This is a genomic window from Streptomyces sp. ISL-100, from assembly GCF_018614615.1.
GTDB lineage: Bacteria > Actinomycetota > Actinomycetes > Streptomycetales > Streptomycetaceae > Streptomyces.
On record NZ_JAGGOK010000031.1, the window covers coordinates 1 to 20608 of the forward strand.

General features: G+C 72.0%; 19 protein-coding genes. 13 read left to right on the plus strand and 6 right to left on the minus strand.

Annotated features, from left to right (window positions below; genetic code table 11):
• A partial coding sequence (locus J7E89_RS14030; RefSeq protein WP_308315468.1) for a class I SAM-dependent methyltransferase occupies positions 1 to 1082 on the minus strand: 1082 nt, incomplete at its 3' end.
• The gene (locus tag J7E89_RS14035) at positions 1079 to 2050 is read right to left on the minus strand and encodes a carboxymuconolactone decarboxylase family protein (RefSeq protein WP_214973366.1); all 972 of its coding nucleotides are present in this window, start codon (positions 2048 to 2050) and stop codon (positions 1079 to 1081) included. The genes J7E89_RS14035 and J7E89_RS14030, both read right to left, overlap by 4 nt.
• Before the next feature lie 167 nt (positions 2051 to 2217).
• Here J7E89_RS14035 and J7E89_RS14040 point away from each other — a divergent pair, with 167 nt between their 5' ends.
• From J7E89_RS14040 to J7E89_RS14060, 5 genes are all read left to right on the plus strand, one after another.
• The gene (locus tag J7E89_RS14040) at positions 2218 to 3366 is read left to right on the plus strand and encodes a sensor histidine kinase (RefSeq protein ID WP_214973368.1); all 1149 of its coding nucleotides are present in this window, start codon (positions 2218 to 2220) and stop codon (positions 3364 to 3366) included.
• Positions 3367 to 3380: 14 nt separating this feature from the next.
• A complete protein-coding gene (locus J7E89_RS14045; protein ID WP_374196818.1) occupies positions 3381 to 4061 on the plus strand; it encodes a response regulator in 681 nt (226 codons plus the stop codon).
• A gap of 52 nt (positions 4062 to 4113) precedes the next feature.
• Positions 4114 to 5928 carry a gamma-glutamyltransferase family protein gene (locus tag J7E89_RS14050; protein WP_214973376.1) on the plus strand — a complete coding sequence of 605 codons (1815 nt, stop codon included), beginning with the start codon at positions 4114 to 4116 and terminating at the stop codon, positions 5926 to 5928.
• A gap of 50 nt (positions 5929 to 5978) precedes the next feature.
• Positions 5979 to 6797, plus strand: a complete 819-nt coding sequence (locus tag J7E89_RS14055) for an inositol monophosphatase family protein (protein ID WP_214973378.1) — start codon at positions 5979 to 5981, stop codon at positions 6795 to 6797.
• Positions 6798 to 6932: 135 nt separating this feature from the next.
• Positions 6933 to 8348 (plus strand): NAD(P)/FAD-dependent oxidoreductase, encoded by a 1416-nt coding sequence (locus tag J7E89_RS14060; protein WP_214973380.1) that lies wholly within the window; start codon positions 6933 to 6935, stop codon positions 8346 to 8348.
• A gap of 110 nt (positions 8349 to 8458) precedes the next feature.
• Here the strand turns inward: J7E89_RS14060 and J7E89_RS14065 are convergent, their stop codons facing one another.
• Complete coding sequence (locus J7E89_RS14065) at positions 8459 to 8596, minus strand: hypothetical protein (protein ID WP_214973382.1); 138 nt, start codon at positions 8594 to 8596, stop codon at positions 8459 to 8461.
• Here J7E89_RS14065 and J7E89_RS14070 point away from each other — a divergent pair.
• From J7E89_RS14070 to J7E89_RS14080, 3 genes are read left to right on the plus strand one after another with little or no spacing between them, the layout of a single operon-like run.
• Complete coding sequence (locus tag J7E89_RS14070) at positions 8595 to 9116, plus strand: O-acetyl-ADP-ribose deacetylase (RefSeq protein WP_214973384.1); 522 nt, start codon at positions 8595 to 8597, stop codon at positions 9114 to 9116. The two genes, J7E89_RS14065 and J7E89_RS14070, sit on opposite strands and share 2 nt — an antisense overlap.
• Positions 9117 to 9166: 50 nt before the next feature.
• Positions 9167 to 10630, plus strand: a complete 1464-nt coding sequence (locus J7E89_RS14075; RefSeq protein WP_214973386.1) for a DNA-3-methyladenine glycosylase 2 — start codon at positions 9167 to 9169, stop codon at positions 10628 to 10630.
• Between the two features lie 10 nt (positions 10631 to 10640).
• A complete protein-coding gene (locus tag J7E89_RS14080; protein WP_214973388.1) occupies positions 10641 to 11123 on the plus strand; it encodes a methylated-DNA--[protein]-cysteine S-methyltransferase in 483 nt (160 codons plus the stop codon).
• Positions 11124 to 11385: 262 nt separating this feature from the next.
• On the opposite strand, the gene J7E89_RS14085 is transcribed toward J7E89_RS14080, so the two are convergent.
• Entirely contained in the window at positions 11386 to 12561 is a 1176-nt protein-coding gene (locus J7E89_RS14085) for a hypothetical protein (protein WP_214973390.1), read from the minus strand.
• A gap of 186 nt (positions 12562 to 12747) precedes the next feature.
• A complete protein-coding gene (locus J7E89_RS14090; RefSeq protein ID WP_214973392.1) occupies positions 12748 to 13809 on the minus strand; it encodes an ADP-ribosylglycohydrolase family protein in 1062 nt (353 codons plus the stop codon).
• 348 nt (positions 13810 to 14157) lie between these two features.
• Between J7E89_RS14090 and J7E89_RS14095 the strand changes: the two genes are divergently transcribed.
• Complete coding sequence (locus J7E89_RS14095) at positions 14158 to 15291, plus strand: glycerate kinase (protein ID WP_308315469.1); 1134 nt, start codon at positions 14158 to 14160, stop codon at positions 15289 to 15291.
• A gap of 381 nt (positions 15292 to 15672) precedes the next feature.
• Here the strand turns inward: J7E89_RS14095 and J7E89_RS14100 are convergent, their stop codons facing one another.
• Positions 15673 to 16902 (minus strand): CdaR family transcriptional regulator, encoded by a 1230-nt coding sequence (locus tag J7E89_RS14100; protein ID WP_214973400.1) that lies wholly within the window; start codon positions 16900 to 16902, stop codon positions 15673 to 15675.
• A gap of 181 nt (positions 16903 to 17083) precedes the next feature.
• Between J7E89_RS14100 and J7E89_RS14105 the strand changes: the two genes are divergently transcribed.
• Genes J7E89_RS14105 through J7E89_RS14120 form a run of 4 tightly spaced genes read left to right on the plus strand, consistent with a single transcriptional unit; the run spans position 17084 to position 20607 of the window.
• Positions 17084 to 17893 (plus strand): ABC transporter ATP-binding protein, encoded by an 810-nt coding sequence (locus tag J7E89_RS14105; RefSeq protein WP_214973401.1) that lies wholly within the window; start codon positions 17084 to 17086, stop codon positions 17891 to 17893.
• Entirely contained in the window at positions 17890 to 18669 is a 780-nt protein-coding gene (locus J7E89_RS14110; protein WP_214973402.1) for an ABC transporter ATP-binding protein, read from the plus strand. Before J7E89_RS14105 ends, J7E89_RS14110 begins: the two co-directional genes overlap by 4 nt.
• A complete protein-coding gene (locus tag J7E89_RS14115; RefSeq protein WP_214973403.1) occupies positions 18666 to 19556 on the plus strand; it encodes a branched-chain amino acid ABC transporter permease in 891 nt (296 codons plus the stop codon). The genes J7E89_RS14110 and J7E89_RS14115 overlap by 4 nt, the downstream gene beginning before the upstream one ends.
• The gene (locus J7E89_RS14120) at positions 19549 to 20607 is read left to right on the plus strand and encodes a branched-chain amino acid ABC transporter permease (RefSeq protein ID WP_308315470.1); all 1059 of its coding nucleotides are present in this window, start codon (positions 19549 to 19551) and stop codon (positions 20605 to 20607) included. The genes J7E89_RS14115 and J7E89_RS14120 overlap by 8 nt, the downstream gene beginning before the upstream one ends.
• Position 20608: the final 1 nt, after the last annotated feature.

A 20608-nucleotide genomic window follows, 5' to 3' on the forward strand; every position in this document is an offset into this window, starting at 1 on the left:
ATCTTCATGAGTCTTCTAGGGGGAGCGCTCCACGGTGCGGGTGGCCTGCGGCGCTTTCCCCTACCCGCCCCTTCCCGAAACTGGGGCAAGCCCCAGACCCCCGGGACGCCCTTCGGGCGTGTCCTCAAGCGCCGGACGGGCTGGATGTGCTGCCGCACCCGTTCAGCCCCTCCGGCGTTTGAGGAGCGGGGTCTGGGGCGGAGCCCCCACGCGGCGGAGCCGCAAAATGTCACAGCCGGGAAGGGGCGGGGCTGGGGAAAAGAGCCGCAGGCACCCCTACGGGCGTACCGCCGCGACCCCACCCACACCCCGGCCCGCATCACCACCCCCCGCCCCGTCTCGTAAGGCCGGAGCACGTCCTCCATCGCGGCGCGCGTCGATGCTGGAACCGAATCCCCCGTACCCGCGCGGGAAACGAGGAAGTCCACCGCGTCGGCCGCGTCCCGCCCCCACACCGTCGACCCCACCACCGGCGTCACCGTCACCTTCCCGAAGCCCGCCTCGCCCAGGACCTCATGGACGCGGGCGGGTTCGGACAGCGAGCCCATCGCCCGCCGCAACTCGACCTGGCTGTGCTCTGGTTGCCCGGTCAGGGAGCCGAGCAGGCCCAGCGTCCGCGCCTCCTCGCCGTCCGGTTCCGGCGGCTGCGGGCAGATGAAGACGAGCCGCCCGCCGGGACGCAGCGCTCCGCCGATGTGCGTGAAGGCCGCCGCGTGGTCCGCGAAGAACATCACCCCGCCCCGGCTGATCGCCACGTCGTAGGCCGCCGGCGGGAACGGATGACTCTGGGCGTCCCCCAGTTCGTACACGATCCGCTCACTGTCCGTCGAGGCGCGCGCCCGCTCGATCAGCGGCCGCGAGATGTCCACGCCCACGACGCTGCCGTGCGCGGCGAGGCGCGCGGCGAGCCGGGTGGTCTGGCCGCTGCCGCAGCCGATGTCCAGTACGCGATCGTGCTCGCCGATCGCGGCGGCGGCGAAGAGGGCGTCGTTGAAGCCGGACACCATGGCGTCGTAGCGGTCCTGGTGCTCGGCCCAGTGCGCGCCGACCGGTCCGTCCCACGCTTGGGCGATGGTGCTCACAGGGTCTCCTCGACGCGCTCGACGGCGATGATCGCGCCGTACGCGACCAGATGCACCAGACAGTGGTCGGAGTGCTGCGGCGTCCGCCACGCCGTGACGTCGTCCCCCGTGATGTCGTTCGGCGCGAGCGCGGCCAGCAGGGCGAGCCGCGCGCCCGGACGGTCGTCCCGGCCGGGCAGCCAGTCACCGGTCACCGGCAGAGGGGTGACGCCGTCCCAGTCGGACACCGTCTTTCGTACGTACGCCTGGTCGTCCTCGGACAGCAGCCCCGCGCCCATCAGCGCCGCCTCGCGCAGCGCGCCGTACGCCACCGCGATGGGCGACCCGGGCGCGGCCCATGACGGCTCCGGTCCGGACGTCTCCAGCAGCGACAGGCTGTCGCCGGGGCTCAGCTCGCGCTGGATGGTGTCGGCGAGGTGGCGGCCCGCCGCGGTGTCGAGGAAGCGGAGCTTGTGCTCGTGGCTCGGCAGGGAGTTGTCGCAGAGCAGCGCGGACGCGATCCGGTTGATGAAGTGGAAGGTGAGGGCGGTGCCGATGTACTCGGCGGCCTGCTCCGGGGGGAACGGCGGCGGCCCCGCGTCCGCGCCGATCGCCTTCCCCCATTGAAGCAGCCCGGCGTGCGCCCGATCGGCCGGTGTGTCGCCGCGCCCGATCGTCTCCGCGAGGGCGTGGTCGCCACCCGCGTACAGCAGCAGGGTGTGCGCGTTGATGCAGAAGTGGCAGTTGTTGGCCAGCGAGACTCCTGTGGCCACGAGCTCCTTGTTCGTACGGGACGCCTGTCCCGCCAGCAGGGATTCGCGCAGCAGCGCCCAGAATCCGGTCATCAGCGGGGTGGAGGGTGACAGCACGGCGAAGGTCGATGCGCCAGGGACACCGAAATCGGTGACCAGCTGGGCGTAGACGTCAGCGGCAACTCCGGTCGCGGAGTCGGGCGTTGCGGGCGAAGTGAAGCGGAAAGGTCCGGTCATGGGGACGATGCTCCCCCGTCGGCCCGGTCCCCGTCGTCGTACGCCGGGAGGCATTGCCGACTGCGCCCGGCATGCGGCGACGCCGCCGGACTACTTCCCCGGAAGTAGTCCCAAAGCCCTCTGCGGGGAGGACGCGTGGGGCGGAAGCGGCGTCTAGGGTGCGGTTCATGCGCGCGGATGGGGAGCAGCGGGAGCAGCAGGATCAGCAAGGCTGGCGGACTGGGCTCATCGACGCGGCATTCGCTGCCGTCATCGGCGGCGCGGTCCTCATCGCCGCCTTCGCCACGTCCGGTCCCGGACCGGCTCCCGCCGACGTCGTCCTGATCACCGCAGGCTCCCTGGCACTCGCCGCCCACCGCCTGGCCCCGGTGCCGTTGCTGGTCTTCACCGCCGCCTGCATGCTCGGTTACGTCGTACACGCGAACCCGGGGACTTCGGCGGCCTTCCCGGTCGTCGCCGGGGTGCACGCCGTGATCAGGGCCGGACACCGGGCGGCGGCGATCGCGGTGAGCGTCGTCTTCCTCGTGGGTTTCTTCCTCGCGAGCCCGTCGGGGGGCGGGATCGAGCGGACGCTGCTGCTGCACGGCTGGTTCATCTGCGCCGGCGTGACGGGACTCATCGACAAGAACTGGCAGGCGTACCTCCACCAGAGCGAACAGCGCGCCGCAGAGGCCGAACGGACGAAGGAGGAAGCGGCGCTGCGCAGGGCGGGGGAGGAGCGGCTGCGGATCGCGCGCGAGCTGCACGACTCGCTCACCCACTCCATCTCGATCGTCAAGCTCCAGGCGGGAGTTGCCGTACATCTCGCGCGCAAGCGGGGCGAGGACGTGCCGGAGGCGCTGCTCGCCATCCAGGAGGCGAGCGGGGAGGCGATGCGCGAGCTGCGGGCGACGCTGGAGGTGCTGCGTACGGACGCCGTAGCGCCGGGCAGCGGTCTCGCCAGGCTCGGCGAGCTGGTCGAGCGGGCCCGTACGGCCGGACTCGCGGCGTCGGTGACCGTCACCGGGCCCGAGCGCGCGCTGCCCGACGACGTCGACCGGGCGGCGTACCGCATCGTCCAGGAGGCGCTCACCAATGTCGCCCGGCACGCGGGCCGGGCGAAGACCACCGTGGAACTCGCCTACGCCCCCGACCACTTCTCCATCCGCGTCGAGGACGAGGGCTCGGCCGCGCCGGGAGGGCAGCCTCCGCTGCCCGGCACCGGCCTGACCGGCATGCGCGAGCGCGTCACCGCCCTCGGCGGCACCCTGCACGCGGCCCCGCGCCCCGGCGGCGGCTTCTCCGTACGCGCCGAACTTCCCCTGGAGATACGGTGAGTGGTGTGAGCGGTGTGAGTGGTGACGCGATCCGGGTCCTGATCGTCGACGACCAGGCGCTCATGCGCGCCGGATTCCGCGCCCTGCTGGCCGCCGAGGACGACATCGAGGTCGTCGCCGAGGCCGCCGACGGCCGTCAGGGCCTCGAACTGGCCCGCCGGCACGTCCCCGACGTCGCACTCGTCGACGTACAGATGCCGGTGATGACGGGTATCGAGACGACCCGCCACATCGCCGCCGACCCGGCACTGGCCGGGGTGCACGTCGTCATCCTCACCAACTACGGCCTGGACGAGTACGTCTTCGACGCGCTGCGCGCCGGGGCCGCCGGGTTCCTCCTCAAGGACACCGAACCGGCCGACCTGCTCCAGGCGATCCGCACCGCGGCCCGTGGCGACGCACTGCTCTCACCGTCCGTGACTCGCCGTCTCATCACCGAGTTCGTCGCCCGCCCACCGGACCGCCGCACCGCTCCCGGCTTCGAGACGCTCACCAAACGCGAATGCCAGGTCGCGGCGCTGGTCGCGCACGGCCTGACGAACGAAGAGATCGCGGAGCACATGGTGATCAGCCCCTTCACCGCCAAGACCCACGTGAGCCGCGCGATGATCAAGCTGGGAGCTCGCGACCGCGCCCAGCTTGTCGTCTTCGCCTACGAGTCGGGGCTGGTAACGCCCAAGGGGGCACAGGCCTGAACCCTCACGGGCCGCCTGAACGCTCAAGCCTACGAAGACGGAGCCGCATCACATGTTCACCACCCGGCCGACTCTCCAGGGCACCTTCGGCATGGTGTCCTCCACCCACTGGCTCGCCTCCCAGTCGGCCATGGCCGTACTGGAGGACGGCGGCAACGCCTTCGACGCCGCCGTCGCCGCCGGCTTCGTCCTGCACGTCGTCGAGCCGCACCTCAACGGGCCCGCCGGCGAGGTACCGATCCTTCTCGCGCCCGCGGGTGGGCAGGTACGGGTGCTCTGCGGGCAGGGGCCCGCGCCGGCAGGCGCGAGCGCCGGTCGCTACCGGGCGCTGGGGCTCGGCCTCGTCCCCGGGACCGGCCCGCTGGCTGCTGCCGTGCCGGGCGCGTTCGACGCGTGGATGCTTCTGCTGCGGGACTACGGCACCAAGTCGCTCCGCGAGGTGCTGCGGTACGCCATCGGGTACGCGCAGGACGGGCACCCGCCCGTCGAGCGGGTCGGCGAGACGGTGGAGACCGTACGCGCCCTGTTCGAGGAGGAGTGGACCTCGTCCGCCGAGGTGTACCTGCCGGGTGGCAGGGCGCCCGCTCCGGGCGAGCTGTTCCGTAACCCCGCTCTCGCCGCGACCTGGCGCCGCGTGATCACCGAAGCCGAGGCGGCGGGCGGCGAAAACCGGGTGAGGCAGATCGACGCGGCTCGGGCGGTGTGGCGCGAGGGGTTCATAGCCGAGGCGATCGTACGACAGGCCGCGCGCCCCACCATGGACACCAGCGGCGCCCGGCACACCGGGACGCTGACCGCCGCCGACCTGGCCGGCTGGTCCGCGACGTACGAGGAGCCCGCGACGTACGACTGGAACGGCTGGACGCTGTGCAAGGCGGGCGGCTGGAGCCAGGGGCCCGCCTTCCTCCAGCAGCTCGCGCTACTGCCGCCGGAACTGCCGGCCTACGGCTCCGCAGCGTACGTCCACCTGCTGATCGAGGGGTGCAAGCTGGCGATGGCCGACCGGGAGGCCTGGTACGGCGACGCCGCCGAGGTGCCGGTCGACGCACTGCTTTCAGCCTCGTACAACGCTGAGCGGCGCGCTCTGGTGGAGGACAAGGCGTCGCTGGAGCTGCGGCCCGGGAGTCCCGGTGGGCGTACGCCCGTGCTGAGCGCGCACGCGCGGGCCGTCGCCGCCGGGGAGCCCGGGTTCGACGCCGTGGACACTGTGGCCGCCGCCGGTGCCGGTGAGCCGACCGTCGCCAGCAACGGCTCCACCCGCGCCGACACCTGCCACCTGGACGTCGTCGACCGCTGGGGCAACATGGTGGCGGCCACGCCCAGCGGCGGCTGGCTCCAGTCGAACCCGGTGGTTCCCGAGCTCGGCTTCCCGCTCGGCACGCGGCTCCAGATGGCCTGGCTGGACGAGGGGCTGCCGAACACGCTCACGCCGGGCCGGCGGCCGCGCACCACGCTGACGCCCTCGCTGGCGCTGCGGGACGGGGTGGGCGTGATGGCCTTCGGGACGCCCGGTGGTGACCAGCAGGATCAGTGGCAGCTGCACTTCTTCCTCGCGGTCGCGCTCGCCGGACCCTCGGCGTCGCGGGGCGGGTTCGATCTCCAGGGGGCCATCGACGCCCCCAACTGGCACACCGACTCCTTCCCCGGGTCCTTCTATCCGCGCGGGATGCGGCCGGGGAGCGTAACCGTCGAGTCGCGCATGGACGCGGGCGTCGTCGAGGAGCTGCGGCGCCGGGGCCACGATGTGACGGTCGGCGGGCCGTGGTCGCAAGGGCGTCTGTGCGCGGTCGCGCGCGATCCGGAGACCGGAGTGCTGTCCGCCGCGGCGAACCCCAGAGGAATGCACGGTTACGCGGTCGGGCGCTGACGGCACTGCGAGTTGCGGGCATTGTCAGCGGGGCGTGCTTTGCTGGATGCATGATCGATGACAAGTTGTCCGACGTCGAAGAGGCCGTGCGCAAGGCGGCCGCCGCCGAGATCGTGCCGCGGTACCGGCAGCTCGCCGCGCACGAGATCGTCGAGAAGACCGGGCCGCACGACCTGGTCACCATTGCCGACCGGCGGGCCGAGGAGCACCTCACCGCGTCCCTGACCCGGCTGCTGCCGGGATCAGTGGTCGTGGGGGAGGAAGCGGTCCACGAGGATCCGGCGGTGTACGAGGCGCTGGGCGGCGACGCGCCGGTGTGGATCGTGGACCCGGTGGACGGGACCCGGCAGTTCGTGCGCGGCGAACCGGGCTTCTGCACGCTGGTCGCCCTCGCGCACCGGGGCGAAGTGCTCGCCTCGTGGACGTACGCGCCCGCGCTCGACGAGATGGCCGTGGCGGTGCGGGGCGGCGGGGCCCGGCTGAACGGTGAGGTGCTGCGGGCGGGGATCCCGGGCACGGGCGCGACGCTGCACGTAGCCACGTCCCATCCGGACTTCACGACGGAGCAGCAGAAGACGGCGCTGCTCGGGCTGAATGTGAAGGGCGTCGACGCCCGCCCCTGCGGCTCGGCCGGTCTTGAGTACCTGGCCGTCGCCCGGGGAGACCTGGACGCGGTGGCGTTCTCGTGGGAGCTGGCCTGGGATCACGCGGCGGGGCTGCTGCTGGTGGAGGAGGCGGGCGGCTCGCACGCGACCGTCGCGGGGGAGCGGTTCCGGCTGACGGGCGGCAACGCTCTGCCGTTCACGGCCGCCCGGGACGCGGCCACGGTCGCGCGGCTGGTGGGGCTGCTGGGTGGCGGGGCGGCGTAACGGCGGGATGGCGTAACGGCGCGTGGGCGTGTACTTCCGGCCAACCCACCGCCCCACCACCCTCCCGCCGTCCGCGCCACCGGGGCCAGGAATATCCTGGGGCTCCTGGCCATCGGCTGACGAAGGAGTCCGAAGGTGCCGTCGATGCTCGATGCAGTCGTCGTAGGGGCGGGGCCCAACGGACTGACCGCCGCTGTCGAACTTGCCCGCAGGGGCTTCTCGGTGGAGGTGTTCGAGGCGCTGGACACCGTGGGGGGCGGCGCCAGGACCGAGGAGCTCACGCTGCCCGGATTCCGGCACGACCCCTGTTCCGCCGTACACCCGCTGGGTGTGGGGTCGCCGGCCTTCAAGGCCATGCCGCTGACCCGGTACGGGCTGGAGTGGCTGCACCCCGAGCTGCCCATGGCCCATCCCTGGGACGACGGCACCGCCGCTGTGCTGTCCCGGTCGGTCGCCGAGACCGCCGCCTCGTTCGGCGCGCGGGATGCCGGGACGTACCGGCGGCTCGTCGCGCCCTACGTGGCGAAGTGGGACACCCTGGCCCGGGACTTCATGTCGCTGCCCTACACCGCGCTGCCCCGCGACCCACTCACCCTGGCCCGCTTCGGCATTGACGGGCTGCCGCCCAGCACGTGGCTGATGCGCCGGTTCCGGGACGAGAAGGCGCGGGCGCTGTTCGCCGGACTCGTCGCGCATGTCATCGCGCCCCTCGGCGGTCTCGCGACGAGCGCCATCGGGCTGGTCTTCGCCCTTGCCGCGCATGCCGGCGGCTGGCCGATGCCGCGGGGCGGGTCGCAGTCGATCTCGGACGCGCTCGCGGCGTATCTGCGTGACCTCGGCGGCGTGGTGCACACCGGGTTCGAGGTCAAGCGGCTGGACGACCTGCCGCCCGCCCGCGCGTACGTCTTCGACACGTCGCCCACGGCGCTGGCGCGGATCGCCGGTCTGGGCCGGGCGTACGAGAACTACCGGTACGGCGCGAGCGTGTTCAAGATTGATTACGCGCTGGACGGGCCGGTGCCCTGGACGGCCGAGGAGGCCCGGCGGGCCGGCACCGTCCAAGTCGGCCCGACCAGTGGCGAGATCGGCACCGCGCTGAAGCAGGCCTCGGGGGGTACGGCCCCCCAGACGCCGTTCCTGATCACTGCTCAGCCGAGCCTGGTGGACCCGTCCCGCGCCCCCGAGGGCAAGCACGTTTTCTGGGCGTACGGGCACGTCCCGCACGCCTGGGAAGGCGACCTCACGGAGGCGATCGAGCGGCAGATCGAACGCTTCGCGCCCGGCTTCCGCGACCGGGTGCTGGCCAGGGCGACCGCGGGACCGCCGCAACTGGCCGCCCGCAACGCCAATTACATCGGCGGCGACATCGCGTGCGGCGCGGCGTCGGGACTTCAACTGCTGCTGCGGCCGAAGGTCTCTCTCTTCCCGTACGCGACACCTCACCCGGCGGTCTTCATCTGCTCGTCCGCGACTCCGCCGGGGCCGGGCGTGCACGGCATGTCGGGACACAACGCGGCGAAGGCAGTCTGGCGGCGGCTGCGCGCGGCCTGAAACACCGCCGTTGCGAATGCTCGCGTTCATGAATCGACGAAACGCTGGTGGTGGTGGGCGGGGCGGGGCGGTGGCGCTGTCACTGACGGCCGCGGCTGGATATCGCGTGCTCAGGCGGTGCGCGTCATGCCGCCGGAGGGTGCGACGACTCCCAACATCGCGACCGGGGTTGCCGTGGGCGGCGAGGTCGCGGTCACTGCGGTATATCCCCAGCGGTAGCGGTAGAGGGTGGGGGAGAATGGCTCCATGACCGCCATCACCCTCGTCCGCGGTGACATCACCGAGCAGCACGTCGACGCCATCGTGAACGCCGCCAACTCCTCTTTGCTGGGTGGCGGCGGCGTCGACGGCGCGATTCACCGCAAGGGCGGTCCCGCGATCCTGGCCGACTGCCGCCGCCTGCGTGCCTCCCAGTACGGCAAGGGCCTGTCGACAGGCCGGGCGGTCGCGACGACGGCGGGACGGCTGGACGCTCAGTGGGTGATCCACACGGTCGGCCCGGTGTGGCAGCCCGACCAGGACCAGTCCGAGCTCCTCGCGTCCTGCTACCGCGAGTCGCTGCGGGTGGCACGGGACCTGGGCGCGGAGAGCATCGCGTTCCCCGCCATCTCCACCGGTGTCTTCCGGTGGCCGATGGATGACGGCGCGCGCATCGCCGTCCGTACGGTCCGGGAGGCGGCCGGCGGATCGGTCACCGACGTGCGGTTCGTGCTCTTCGACGAGACGGCGTACAAGGCGTTCGAAACGGCGCTGGCCGCCGCACCTTGATGTCGGATTCTCGCCAGCCCGGGTGCGCCGCCGTGCCCGATGCTTGAGCCATGCACACCGACACAGAGCGTTGCGTACGCGCCGTGCGGTCCAAGGACTCGCGCTTCGACGGCTGGTTCTTCACCGCGGTCCTCACCACCCGGATCTACTGCCGTCCCAGCTGCCCGGTCGTGCCGCCCAAGGTCGAGAACATGACCTTCTACCCCAGCGCGGCCGCCTGCCAGCAGGCCGGGTTCCGGGCCTGCAAGCGCTGCCGGCCCGACACCAGCCCCGGCTCCCCCCAGTGGAACGCCCGCGCCGACGTCGTCGCCCGCGCGATGCGCCTGATCAGCGACGGTGTCGTCGACCGCGAGGGCGTGCCCGGACTCGCGGCGCGCCTCGGATACAGCACCCGGCAGATCGAGCGCCAGCTGCTGGCCGAACTCGGCGCGGGACCGCTCGCCCTCGCCCGCGCCCAGCGCGCCCAGACCGCCCGGCTGCTGATCGAGACGACCCCGCTGGCCATGGCGGACGTGGCCTTCGCCGCCGGATTCTCGTCGGTGCGTACGTTCAACGACACGGTGCGTGAGGTCTTCGCGCTGTCGCCCAGTGAACTGCGCAGCCGCGGCAAGAAGGCCCCGCGGACCCCCGGCGTGATCTCCCTGCGGCTGCCGTTCCGCGCCCCGCTCAACCCCACCAACCTCTTCGGCCACCTCGCCGCGACGGCAGTGCCCGGTGTCGAGGAATGGCGCGACGGGGCCTACCGGCGCACGCTCACCCTTCCGTACGGTCACGGCATCGCGACCCTCACCCCGCAGCCGGACCACGTCGGCTGCCTGCTCTCGCTCACCGACCTGCGCGATCTGACCATCGCCATCAGCCGCTGCCGCCGACTGCTCGACCTCGACGCCGACCCGGTCGCCATCGACGACCAACTGCGCACCGACCCGCTGCTCGCCCCGCTCGTCGACAAAGCCCCGGGGCGCCGGGTGCCGCGTACGACCGATACGGCCGAGTTCGCGGTACGCGCGGTGCTCGGCCAGCAGGTCTCGACCGCCGCCGCCCGCATCCACGCGGCCCGCCTGGTCACCGCCCACGGCACGCCCGTCGACGATCCGGCCGGCGGGCTCACCCACCTCTTCCCGGACCCGGCCGGCCTGGCCGCGCTCGACCCCGAATCGCTGGCCCTGCCGCGCAGCCGCCGCACCACTTTGACGACGCTGGTCGCCTCGCTCGCCGACGGCAGCCTGAAGCTCGGCGTCGACAGCGACTGGGAGCGGGCCCGCGCCCAGCTGATGGCGCTGCCCGGCTTCGGGCCCTGGACGGTCGAGGTGATCGCGATGCGCGCACTCGGGGACCCGGACGCGTTCCTGCCGACCGACCTGGGGATCCGGCGGGCGGCGCAGGAGCTGGGGCTGCCGTCCACCCCGGCGGCGTTCACGGCCCGGGCGGCAGCCTGGCGGCCGTGGCGGGCGTACGCCGTCCAGTACCTGTGGGCCACCGACGACCACCCGATCAACAACCTGCCGGTTTGAGGGCGTGAACATGAAGCAGCACAGTGTTGTTGACAGTCCGTACGGTCCGCTGACGCTGGTCGCGACGGACGGCAGGCTGTCGGGCCTGTACATGACGAACCAGCGCCACCGGCCGCCGGAGGAGTCCTTCGGGGAACGGGAGCCGGGGATCCTGGGGGAGGTCGTCCGTCAGCTCGACGCGTACTTCGCGGGGGAGCTGAAGGAGTTCGACCTGGAGTTGCGCCTGGACGGCACGCCGTTCCAGCGGAGCGTCTGGGCGCAGCTCCAGCGGATTCCGTACGGCGAGACGTGGACGTACGGCGAGCTGGCCGAGCGGCTCGGCAATCCGGCGGCGTCCCGGGCGGTGGGTCTCGCCAATGGCAAGAACCCGGTCGGGATTGTCGTGCCGTGCCATCGGGTCATTGGCGCTGCGGGCAGCCTTACCGGGTACGGGGGTGGCTTGGACCGGAAGCGGAGGCTGCTGGCGTTCGAGGCGGGTGGCCTGCTGTTCTAGGGGCGGGGGGTGCGGGCGGGTGCCCGGCGGGGCTTTCCCCTACCCGCCCCTTCCCGCTGTGACATTTTGCGGCTCCGCCGCGTGGGGGCTCCGCCCCGGACCCCGCTCCTCAAACGCCGGAGGGGCTGAAAGTTGCCGCAAGCGGCAAATCCAGCCCGTCCGGCGTTTGAGGACACGCCCGGAGGGCGTCTGTGTTGTCTGGGGGCTGGGGGCTTGCCCAAGTCGGGAAGGGGCGGGTAGGGGAACAGCCGCCGCAGGCGGCCTATTCAGCCACCGGGGTGAACGGGGTCGGGGTATGCCCCGTCCAGCGGTGCAGGACCGCCCGTGCGGTTTGCTTCGTGACCCCGTCCTCGACCACCGTGCCCGCCTCAACCAGGTAGTAGCGACCGTCGCCGTGCGAGATCAGACCGTACTGCCCACCGGACTCCCACCCGTACGTCCCCGACGCCTCATGGTGCAGCCCCGCCCGCAGCAACGGCAGCAGCTCCCCCCGCTCCGGCTCCGGCTGCCCCGTGACCGGACCGGTGACCGGCCGCTTCGAACCGTCGGCGATGAAGAGCGAGTAGTTGGGGAACTGCGGCTTCGCGCCCTTGTAGACGGCCATCAGCCAGTTGCCCGTGTACTCGTCGTACTCCAGATTCTGCACGCCGTACCGCGTGTTGCCGGTGCGGACGAAGTACTTCCCGTCGACGTCGTCCGGACCACTGGTGTGCGGCGCGCTCTCCGGCAGCGGGCGCTCGTACTTGTGCCACTTGCGCACGTCGTACTGGAGCAGGACCTGGTGGTCGTTGTCCTGCCGCTTGACGTTCGAGTAGATGCCGTAAGCGACCGTCAGGACCTGCCTGCCGCGCTTGGTGCGGCCGCTGCGGTCGAGTTCCGGGCCGAAGGCCACTCCGTCGATCCCGCTGCAGCCGTACCGGTGGTCGGGGGTGTTCGCGGTGTCGCCGTCGAACTTCCCGTCGCCGTTCATGTCGGCCGTGTAGTCGTCCACGACCTCCTGGAGGTGGACCGTCGACACGACGTTGCTGGTCCGCGCGTCCATGCCCATGCGGTCGATCCGGTCCACATCCAGAATCGCGATGTAGAACGCCTTCGCCGCCTTGTACTCCAGCGAGCCGTAGACCCGCCCGTCCTTCGCGTTGAAGTCCAAGTCGCCGAGATGCCCGGTAAATCCGGATACGGAACCGACCGGATTGCCGCGCAAATCAGTCTTGACGAGGAGGTTGGTGAAGGAGAAGTACATGAATCCCTTGCGACGGTCCACCGCCACACCCTGCACATGCCCTGCCCTCCACGCGCCGCCCTTTATCTCGGTGGGCAGGTGTCGTGCCTTGGACACCGCGGCGGGTTCTGCCGCTCCGGCCGCGATAGTGCCCTGAGCCACAAGGGCCCCTGTGGCAAGGGCAGTCAGGACTCCGCCGGCGAAGATGCGTCGCATGGGCTCTCCAGGTTTCGTCGAGGAACGAAGCGGAACGGAAGCGAACGAAGGAGTGACTAAGGCGTAGGGGATGCCGGGCACGTTAGAACGCGCTGTGGTCCGCTCGGTGCACTCCGGTGCAACACCGGGTGAAGGCACTGAGTCAACAGACCGTAGGCGGCGCGCCGGTTGGCGGACAGGCTTGATTCAGCCGAGCGCCAGCCGCGCCGTACGGTGGGCCAGTTCGGTGATCCGTACGCCGTCGAAGCCGAACACCGCACTGCGCACGGTGTCCTCCAGCGGCCCCGTCCACTGCGGCCCGATCCCGCCCGCCCCATACAGCACACCGGCCACCGAGCCCGCCGTCGCGCCGTTGGAGTCGGTGTCCAGGCCGCCGCGCACGGTGAGTGCGATGGTCCGGGTGAAGTCGCCGTCGCCGTACAGCAGTCCGGCCGTGATGACGGCGGCGTTCGGCACGGCGTGGATCCAGCCGAGCCGGCCCGTCTCCTCCTCCATCGCGGTGAGCGTGTCCTCCCAGGCCGCTCCGGCCGCGTGCAGGGCGAGCGTGTGGCGGACCGCACGGGCGAGGCGGCTGCTCGCGGGTACGCGCTCCAGCGCAATCTCCAGCGCGGCGCGCGGCCCGGACGCGGTGAACGCGGCGGCGATCAGTGCGGCCGCCCACATCGCGCCGTACACACCATTGCCGGTGTGCGACAGCACGGCGTCGCGGCGCGCCAGCGCGGCTGCCCGTTGCGGGGCGCCGGGGTTGGTCCAGCCGAAGATGTCGGCGCGGATGAGGGCGCCGATCCACTCCTGGTAGGGGTTCTCGTAGGTGGCCGTCAGTGGCGGCTTGAGGCCGTTGGCGAGATTGCGGTACGTCGCCCGCTCGGCGGTGAAGGTCTGCAGGTACGGCAGGCGCAGCAGCCACAGTTCGCCGACCTCCTCGGTGGTGAAGGCGAAGCCGTGGGTCTCCAGCAGGTGCAGACCGAGGATCGCGTAGTCGACGTCGTCGTCCCGGCAACTGCCGCTGATCCTGCCGCGTACACAATGCGGCCATTCGGGGCGCAGTTCGAAGCCGGGGGTGCCGGGCGGGGGCTCGGGCAGGTAGTCGGTGAGGGGGAGGGCGCCGGTCAGCCGCAGATAGCGGTCGATGCGTGCCCGCGTCCAGTAGTCGCCGCGCTCCACGGGCTTGCCGAGCATGTTGCCGGCGATTCTGCCCAGCCAGCCGCCGAGAATCCGGTCGGCCGTGTGCGTGCTGTGTGGAGTCATGCGTCGGGTCTACCCACTTCCGGTGGTCGAACATGGGAGGTTTGTGTGATTTTCACTGGTATGCGAGAGAGGTGGAACGCGCAATGAGGTGCTGTACGCGTGCACTGGCGGTCGCCCTGGTGGCCGGAGTCGCCGTCGCGGCGGGCGGCGGGGCCGCCGCCGATTGAGTGACGTTGTTCGATCATCTCGGTACGCATGACGACCCACTATGGGCGCCAAAAGATGATTAGTCGGGTTGGCACGCCGTCCGGGGCGCCGGGCCACGGTGGACACCCATGGGCAGGGGGGCCTATCTGCGGATATGGTCGGGGCGGCGCGACTGCCTGTTCGAAAGCAAGGGATAGCAAGGTGACGGACGGAGCAGTAACTGAGACCGCCCGCGTGCTCGTCGCGGCGGACAAGTTCAAGGGCTCGCTCACGGCCGTGCAGGTCGCGGAGCGGGTGACGGCCGGGCTGCGGCGGGTTGTCCCCGACGTTGTCGTCGAGGCTCTGCCTGTGGCCGACGGCGGCGACGGCACGGTGGCCGCGGCGGTCGCGGCCGGGTTCGAACGCCGGGAGGTACGGGTCACCGGACCGCTCGGCGAGCAGCTCACGGCGGCGTTCGCCCTGCGCGACGGCACCGCAGTGGTCGAAATGGCGGAGGCCTCGGGCCTCCAGCACCTCCCCGAGGGCGTATTCGCGCCGCTCACCGCGACGACGTACGGCTCCGGCGAACTGCTGCGCGCCGCGCTCGACGCGGGTGCCCGCACGATCGTCTTCGGCGTCGGCGGCAGCGCCTCCACCGACGGCGGCGCGGGCATGCTGGCCGCGCTCGGCGCGCGCTTCCTGGACGCGGCGGGCGAGCCGGTCGGTCCTGGTGGCGGGGGTCTGCGTGACCTGGCCACGGCCGACCTGTCGGGCCTGGACCCGCGTCTGGCCGACGTGGACCTCGTCCTGGCCAGTGATGTCGACAACCCGTTGACGGGCCCGAAGGGCGCGGCGGCGGTGTACGGCCCCCAGAAGGGTGCCACCGAGGAGGACGTGGCCACCCTCGACGCGGCCCTCGCGCACTACGCGTCCGTACTCGGCCCGCAGTACGAGGACTCGCCCGGCGCGGGTGCGGCGGGCGGCATCGGCTACGGCGCGCTGATCGCGCTCGGGGCGAGCTTCCGCCCCGGCATCGAGGTCATGCTGGACGTGCTGGGCTTCGCCTCGGCGCTGTCCCGGGCGACCCTGGTCATCACCGGTGAGGGCTCGCTCGACGCGCAGACCCTGCACGGGAAGGCGCCGGCGGGTGTGGCGGCGGCGGCGCGCGCGAAGAATGTCGAGGTCATCGCGGTGTGCGGGCGGCTCGCGTTGCCCCCGGAGGTGCTGGGCGCGGCGGGCATCCGCCGTGCGTATGCCCTGGCGGACCTGGAGCCGGATCCGGCCCGCTCGATGGCGGAGGCGGGTCCGCTGCTGGAACGAGTGGCGGAGAACATCGCCCGCGACTTCCTGACCTGACGGTCCGCGCGGGTGGGCGGCGGGCCCTGCGGCTCTGTTCCCCACCCCGCCCCCGGCGCTGCCCCAGACCCCGCTCCTCAAACGCCGGAGGGGCTGGATGTGCCCACCGAGCGGCCGAATCCAGCCCGTCCGGCGTTTGAGGACACGCCCGGAGGGCGTCTGCGTGGTCTGGGGGCTGGGGCTTGCCCCAGCCCGGGAAGGGGCGGGTAGGGGAAAAGCCCCGCGCAGCGGCCCCCCGGCCCGTACCCGGCCCCCCGAACACCAGCCGCCGCGGGGCCCAGGCTCCCGCACGCGGCCGAGCCGCAAGAATGCCGCAGCGGGAAGGCCCAGGGCCGGGAACAGAGCCCGCAAGGTCCGGCGCCCGCCCGTGCCAAATCCACCTCACGCCCCGGACAACCGAAACGCGTCCAACGCCAGCGTCATCTCGATCAGATCCCGCGGCCGCGACAGCGAACGGGACGTCAACTGCTCCAGCCGCCGCAACCGGTTGAACACCGTATTCCGGTGGCAGTACAGCCGGCCAGCCGTCCGCCCCGCCGACCCCTCGCACGCCAGCCACGCGTCCAGCGTCTCCAGCAGCACCACCCGGTCCGCCGGGTCCAGCTCCAGCACGGCGCCGAACACGTCGGCCACCAGCCGCCCCGCCAGCTCCGGCTGGCTCACCACCAGCGCCGTCGGCATCCGCTCGTCGAGCCGTACGATCCCGGTCGCGTCCGGCGCACACGTCCGCAGCGCCAGGTCCGCCAGCCGACGGGCCGCGCCCAGGCCGGCGAGGCCGTCCACCACCGGACTGATGCCGCCGGGGCCGGGACACCGCCCGGCAAGGAGCTCCGACAGGGCGGCCAGCGTCGTCTCCTCGCCGAGCGAGACCACGCCCACCTCGCAGTCCGTACGCATCCGCCAGATGAACCGCATCCCCGCGCCCTGAATACGCCGGTGAAAGGGCTCGCGCCCGTCCCGCCGCTCCAGCCGCAGCACCACCACCGCATACCGTCCCTGCTCCGGCAGGTCCAGCCCGGCCGCCGCGCGGGCCGCCAGGCCAGGAGGGGACTCCTTGCCCTCCAGCAGCGCGTCGAGCAGCGCCTGGAGCCGTTCGTCCGTACGGTGGCGCAGCTCGGCCTCGGTCGCCCGGTACGCCTCCGACGCGGTCGCCGTCTCCGCGTCCACCGCCGCGAACACCGTCGTCGCCGCCCGCATCAGCACCGCCAGTTTCTCCGGATCGCCGCCCCTCGATCCCTCCGCTCCCTCCGCCCCCGCCGCGCCCTCCAGCAGCGCGTCCCAGATCAGATAGCCCGCCTGCCGGTAGGAGTGCACCAGCAGCTCCAGCGGGAAGCCCTGCTGCGCCCGGCGCCGGCCTGTCCACTCCGCGTACTCCAGGTCGCGGCGCGGCTGCGACTTCGGGGCCGAGATCGCCTCGATGCCGATCCGCATCGCCTGCTCGATTTCCTGCCAGTGCTGGTCCTGGGACAGGACCTGCGCGTACAGCGGCGAGTGCGCGTGCAGCTCGCGCACGTGCTGGTCCACCAGCTCCGGCAGCCGGTCGAGCAGCGCCGTACCCGCCTCGGTCAGCACCGCCCAGTCGTGCCCCGTCCGTGCTCTGCGGCCACTCATGGGCCGGAGCGTGTCACGACCCGGGCCTGTCTGACAGCCCCCTGACACGCGGTGTTGTGCGCGTGCACAACCGGCCGTACGCGCGGCTGGTCACCGGCAGCGGTTGTGCCGCCAACCGTGGACGGGCGGGCCCCGCCGGTGTTGAGGTGAGCGCCACCGAACGGCCCGAGGAAGGGGTGCCATGGCTGGCGCCGCATTGGAAATACGGGATCTGTCGGCGGGATACGGACCCGTGAGGGCGCTGCGACACGTGTCGCTGACGTTGCCCGAGGGGGCCGTGGTCGCCGTACTGGGCAGCAACGGAGCGGGCAAGTCCACGCTCCTGCGCGCCATCTCCCGCACGCTGTCGTTTCACGGCGGAGCGGTCACCGGAGGCAGCGTCGCCTTCGGAGGCCGGCCGCTGACCGGACTCTCACCGGACCGGGTGGTGGCCGCCGGGCTGTGCCAGGTGCCGGAAGGGCGCCAGGTGTTCGCGCGGATGACGGTCGCCGACAACCTGCGCGCCGGCGCACTCGGCTCCACCGGCAACCGCGCCGCCCAGGCCGCCGCACTGCGACGGGTCCACGAACTGTTCCCGGTCCTGGCCGAACGCGCCGGGCAGCGCGCCGGGCTGCTCTCCGGCGGCGAGCAGCAGATGCTCGCGGTCGCCAGAGCCCTGATGGCCGGACCGAAACTGCTCCTGCTCGACGAGCCCTCACTCGGGCTCGCCCCGCTGATGGCGCAGCGGATCGCCGAGACGATCACCGAGATCAACGAACAGGGCACGGCCGTACTCCTCGTCGAACAGAACGCGGCCATCGCGCTGCGCCTCGCCTCGCACGCGTACGTGCTCGATGTGGGAGAGGTCGTGCTGTCCGGGCCCGCCGATGAGCTCGCCGCGTCCGACGAGGTACGCCGCCGCTACCTGGGCGTCGTCGACGAGGAAGCCGCAGCCGACGCCTCCGAGGCCGTGGCGGCCCACCGCACCCTCAGTGTCTGGGAGGGGCGATGAGCACCGAAGCGACGCTGGAAGTAAAGGATCTGACGGTCCGGTTCGCCGGTCTCACCGCGCTGGACGCGATCAGTTTCACCGTACGGCCCGGAACCGTCCACGCCGTCATCGGTCCCAACGGCGCCGGCAAGTCGACCTGCTTCAACGTTCTTTCGGGCGTGTACCGGGCGACCTCGGGCAGCGTCCGCTTCGGCGACGACGAGCTGACCGGTCTCGCGCCCCACCGCATCGCGGATCTCGGCATCGCCAGGATCTTCCAGAACCTCGCCCTGCCGCCCGGCGCCACCGTCGAGGACAGCCTGATGCTCGGCCGTCACCGGCTCACCCGTACCGGCTTCGTCGCGGCGGGGCTGAGGCTGCCTTCCGCCGTACGGGAGGAGGCGCGGCACCGCCAACGCGTCCGGGAAATCGCCGCGTTCGTGGGGCTCGAAGATCAACTCAGTCGTCCCGCGGGCACCTTGCCGTACGGGCAGCAGAAGCTCGCCGAGCTGGCCCGTGCCCTGTGCATGGAGCCCAAACTGCTGCTCCTCGACGAGCCGGTCGCCGGCATGACCGCCGACGAACGACGCGTCACCGCCTCCATCGTCGCGGGCGTACGGGACAGCCTCGGCATTTCCATCGTGCTGGTCGAGCACGACATGGGGGTCGTGATGCGGCTCGCCGACTCCGTGACCGTCCTCGACTTCGGGCGGCTGATCGCCGACGGGACACCCGCGTCCGTCCAGTCCGACCCCGCCGTCGTCCGCGCCTACCTGGGAGAGGAGGCCACCTCATGACCACCTTCGCCGAGCTTCTCCTCAACGGGATATCGATCGGTTCCGTCTACGCCCTTATCGCCCTCGGCTTCGTGGTGATCTTCCGTGCCACCGAGGTCGTCAATTTCGCCCACGCCTCGCTGCTGCTCGCCGGCGGCTACGTCACCGCCGTCCTGCACGACGACATCGGCTTCTGGCTCGCGCTGCTCGCCGGGATCGGCGGCGCCGCCGCCGTCGGCGCCGGGGTCGAGTTCCTGGTGATGCGCCGCTACCGGGGCTCCAACCACAGCGTGCTCGCCATCGTCACCATCGGCGTCGACATCCTCCTCACCACCGAGCTGACCCGGCGCATCGGCACTGATGTGCTCGCCCTCGGCGACCCCTGGGGCGACTCGGTGCTGACCATCGGGGGCGTGAGCGTCGCGCACACCCGTATCGCCGCGTTCGTCGCCGCGGGCCTGCTCATCACGGTCTTCCTGCTCTCCTTCCGCTTCACCTCCTGGGGGGTGGCGATGCGCGCCGCCGCCGAGAACTCCGAGACCGCCGCGCTGATGGGCGTACGCCTGGGCAGGGTCTCCCTCGGCGCCTGGGCCGTGGCGGGCGGCCTCGCCGCCGTCGCCGCGCTCTTCCTGACCGTCTTCCCGACGCCGGGACTCGAACGCTCCACTTCCCTCGCCGCGCTGAAGGCCTTCCCCGCCGCGATCCTCGGCGGGCTCGACTCCACGACCGGGGCCCTCGTCGGCGGCTTCCTCGTCGGCATCACCGAGTCACTGGCGACCGGCTACCAGAGCGATCTCACCTTCCTTGGCCGTGGCATCGGCGACCTGGCTCCGTACCTCGTGATGGTCGCCGTCCTGCTGGTACGCCCGGCCGGCCTCTTCGGTACGAAGGAGCTGGCCCGTGTCTGAACCGAACAAGCGGACCCGCCGCCTGGCGCTGTGGACCGCCGGAGCCGTACTGCTCCTCGCACTGCCCTTCTACCTCGACCGCTTCTGGCTCCAGGCCGGGCTCTTCGCGATGGCCGCCGCCATCGGCGCCATCGGCCTCAATCTCCTCACCGGCGCCACCGGCCAGCTCTCCATGGGCCACGCCTTCTTCCTGGCCGTCGGCGCGTACGGCTACTGCGTCTTCGCCGGGGACGGCACGGGGGCCCTGACCGGCCTGAACCTGCCCAGCTGGCTCGCGGCAGTGCTCGCGGTGGCGTTGGCCGGGCTCGCGGGCGGCCTCTTCAGCCCCATCGCCGGACGCCTCCAAGGGGCGTACCTCGGTATCGCCACCCTCGCGCTGATCTTCATCGGCCAGCACGTGCTGTTCAACGCGCACGACCTGACCGGCGGCTTCAACGGCCGCGACGTCCCCCCGCTCAGCCTCTTCGGAATCACCTTCGACGAGAGCGAGCTGCTGGTGGCCGCCGTGCCCTTCGGATCCGCCGAGAAGCTCTGGTACGTCGCCCTGCTCGCCCTGGCCGGCTGCGCGCTCTTCGCCCGCGGCGTGCTGCGCGGCCGCCCCGGGCGGGCCATGAACGCCATCCGCGACCACCGCATCGCCGCGGGGGTCATCGGGGTGCCCGTCGCCCGCTACCGGGCCGCGGTGTTCGTCCTGTCCTCCATGTACGCGGGGCTTGCGGGCGTGCTGCTCGCGCTGGTCTTCCAGCGGACCGTGCCGGAGTACTTCGGCATGATCCTGTCCCTCGAATATCTCGCCATGATCGTCATCGGCGGTCTCGGCTCGGTCGCGGGAGCGGTGGTGGGAGCCGTCTTCGTCTCCCTGCTGCCGCAGCTCCTCACCCGGTACAGCGACGCCCTGCCCCTCGTCTCCGCCCCCGGTACGGGTGGGGTCGCTCCGGGCGAGGCGTCCCGGTACCTCTACGGCGCCGCCATTGTCGCGGTGGTGCTTTTCCTGCCGGGCGGCCTGGTGCGGCCAGTCTTCCGGCGCAAGACAACAACCTCAGGGAAGTAAC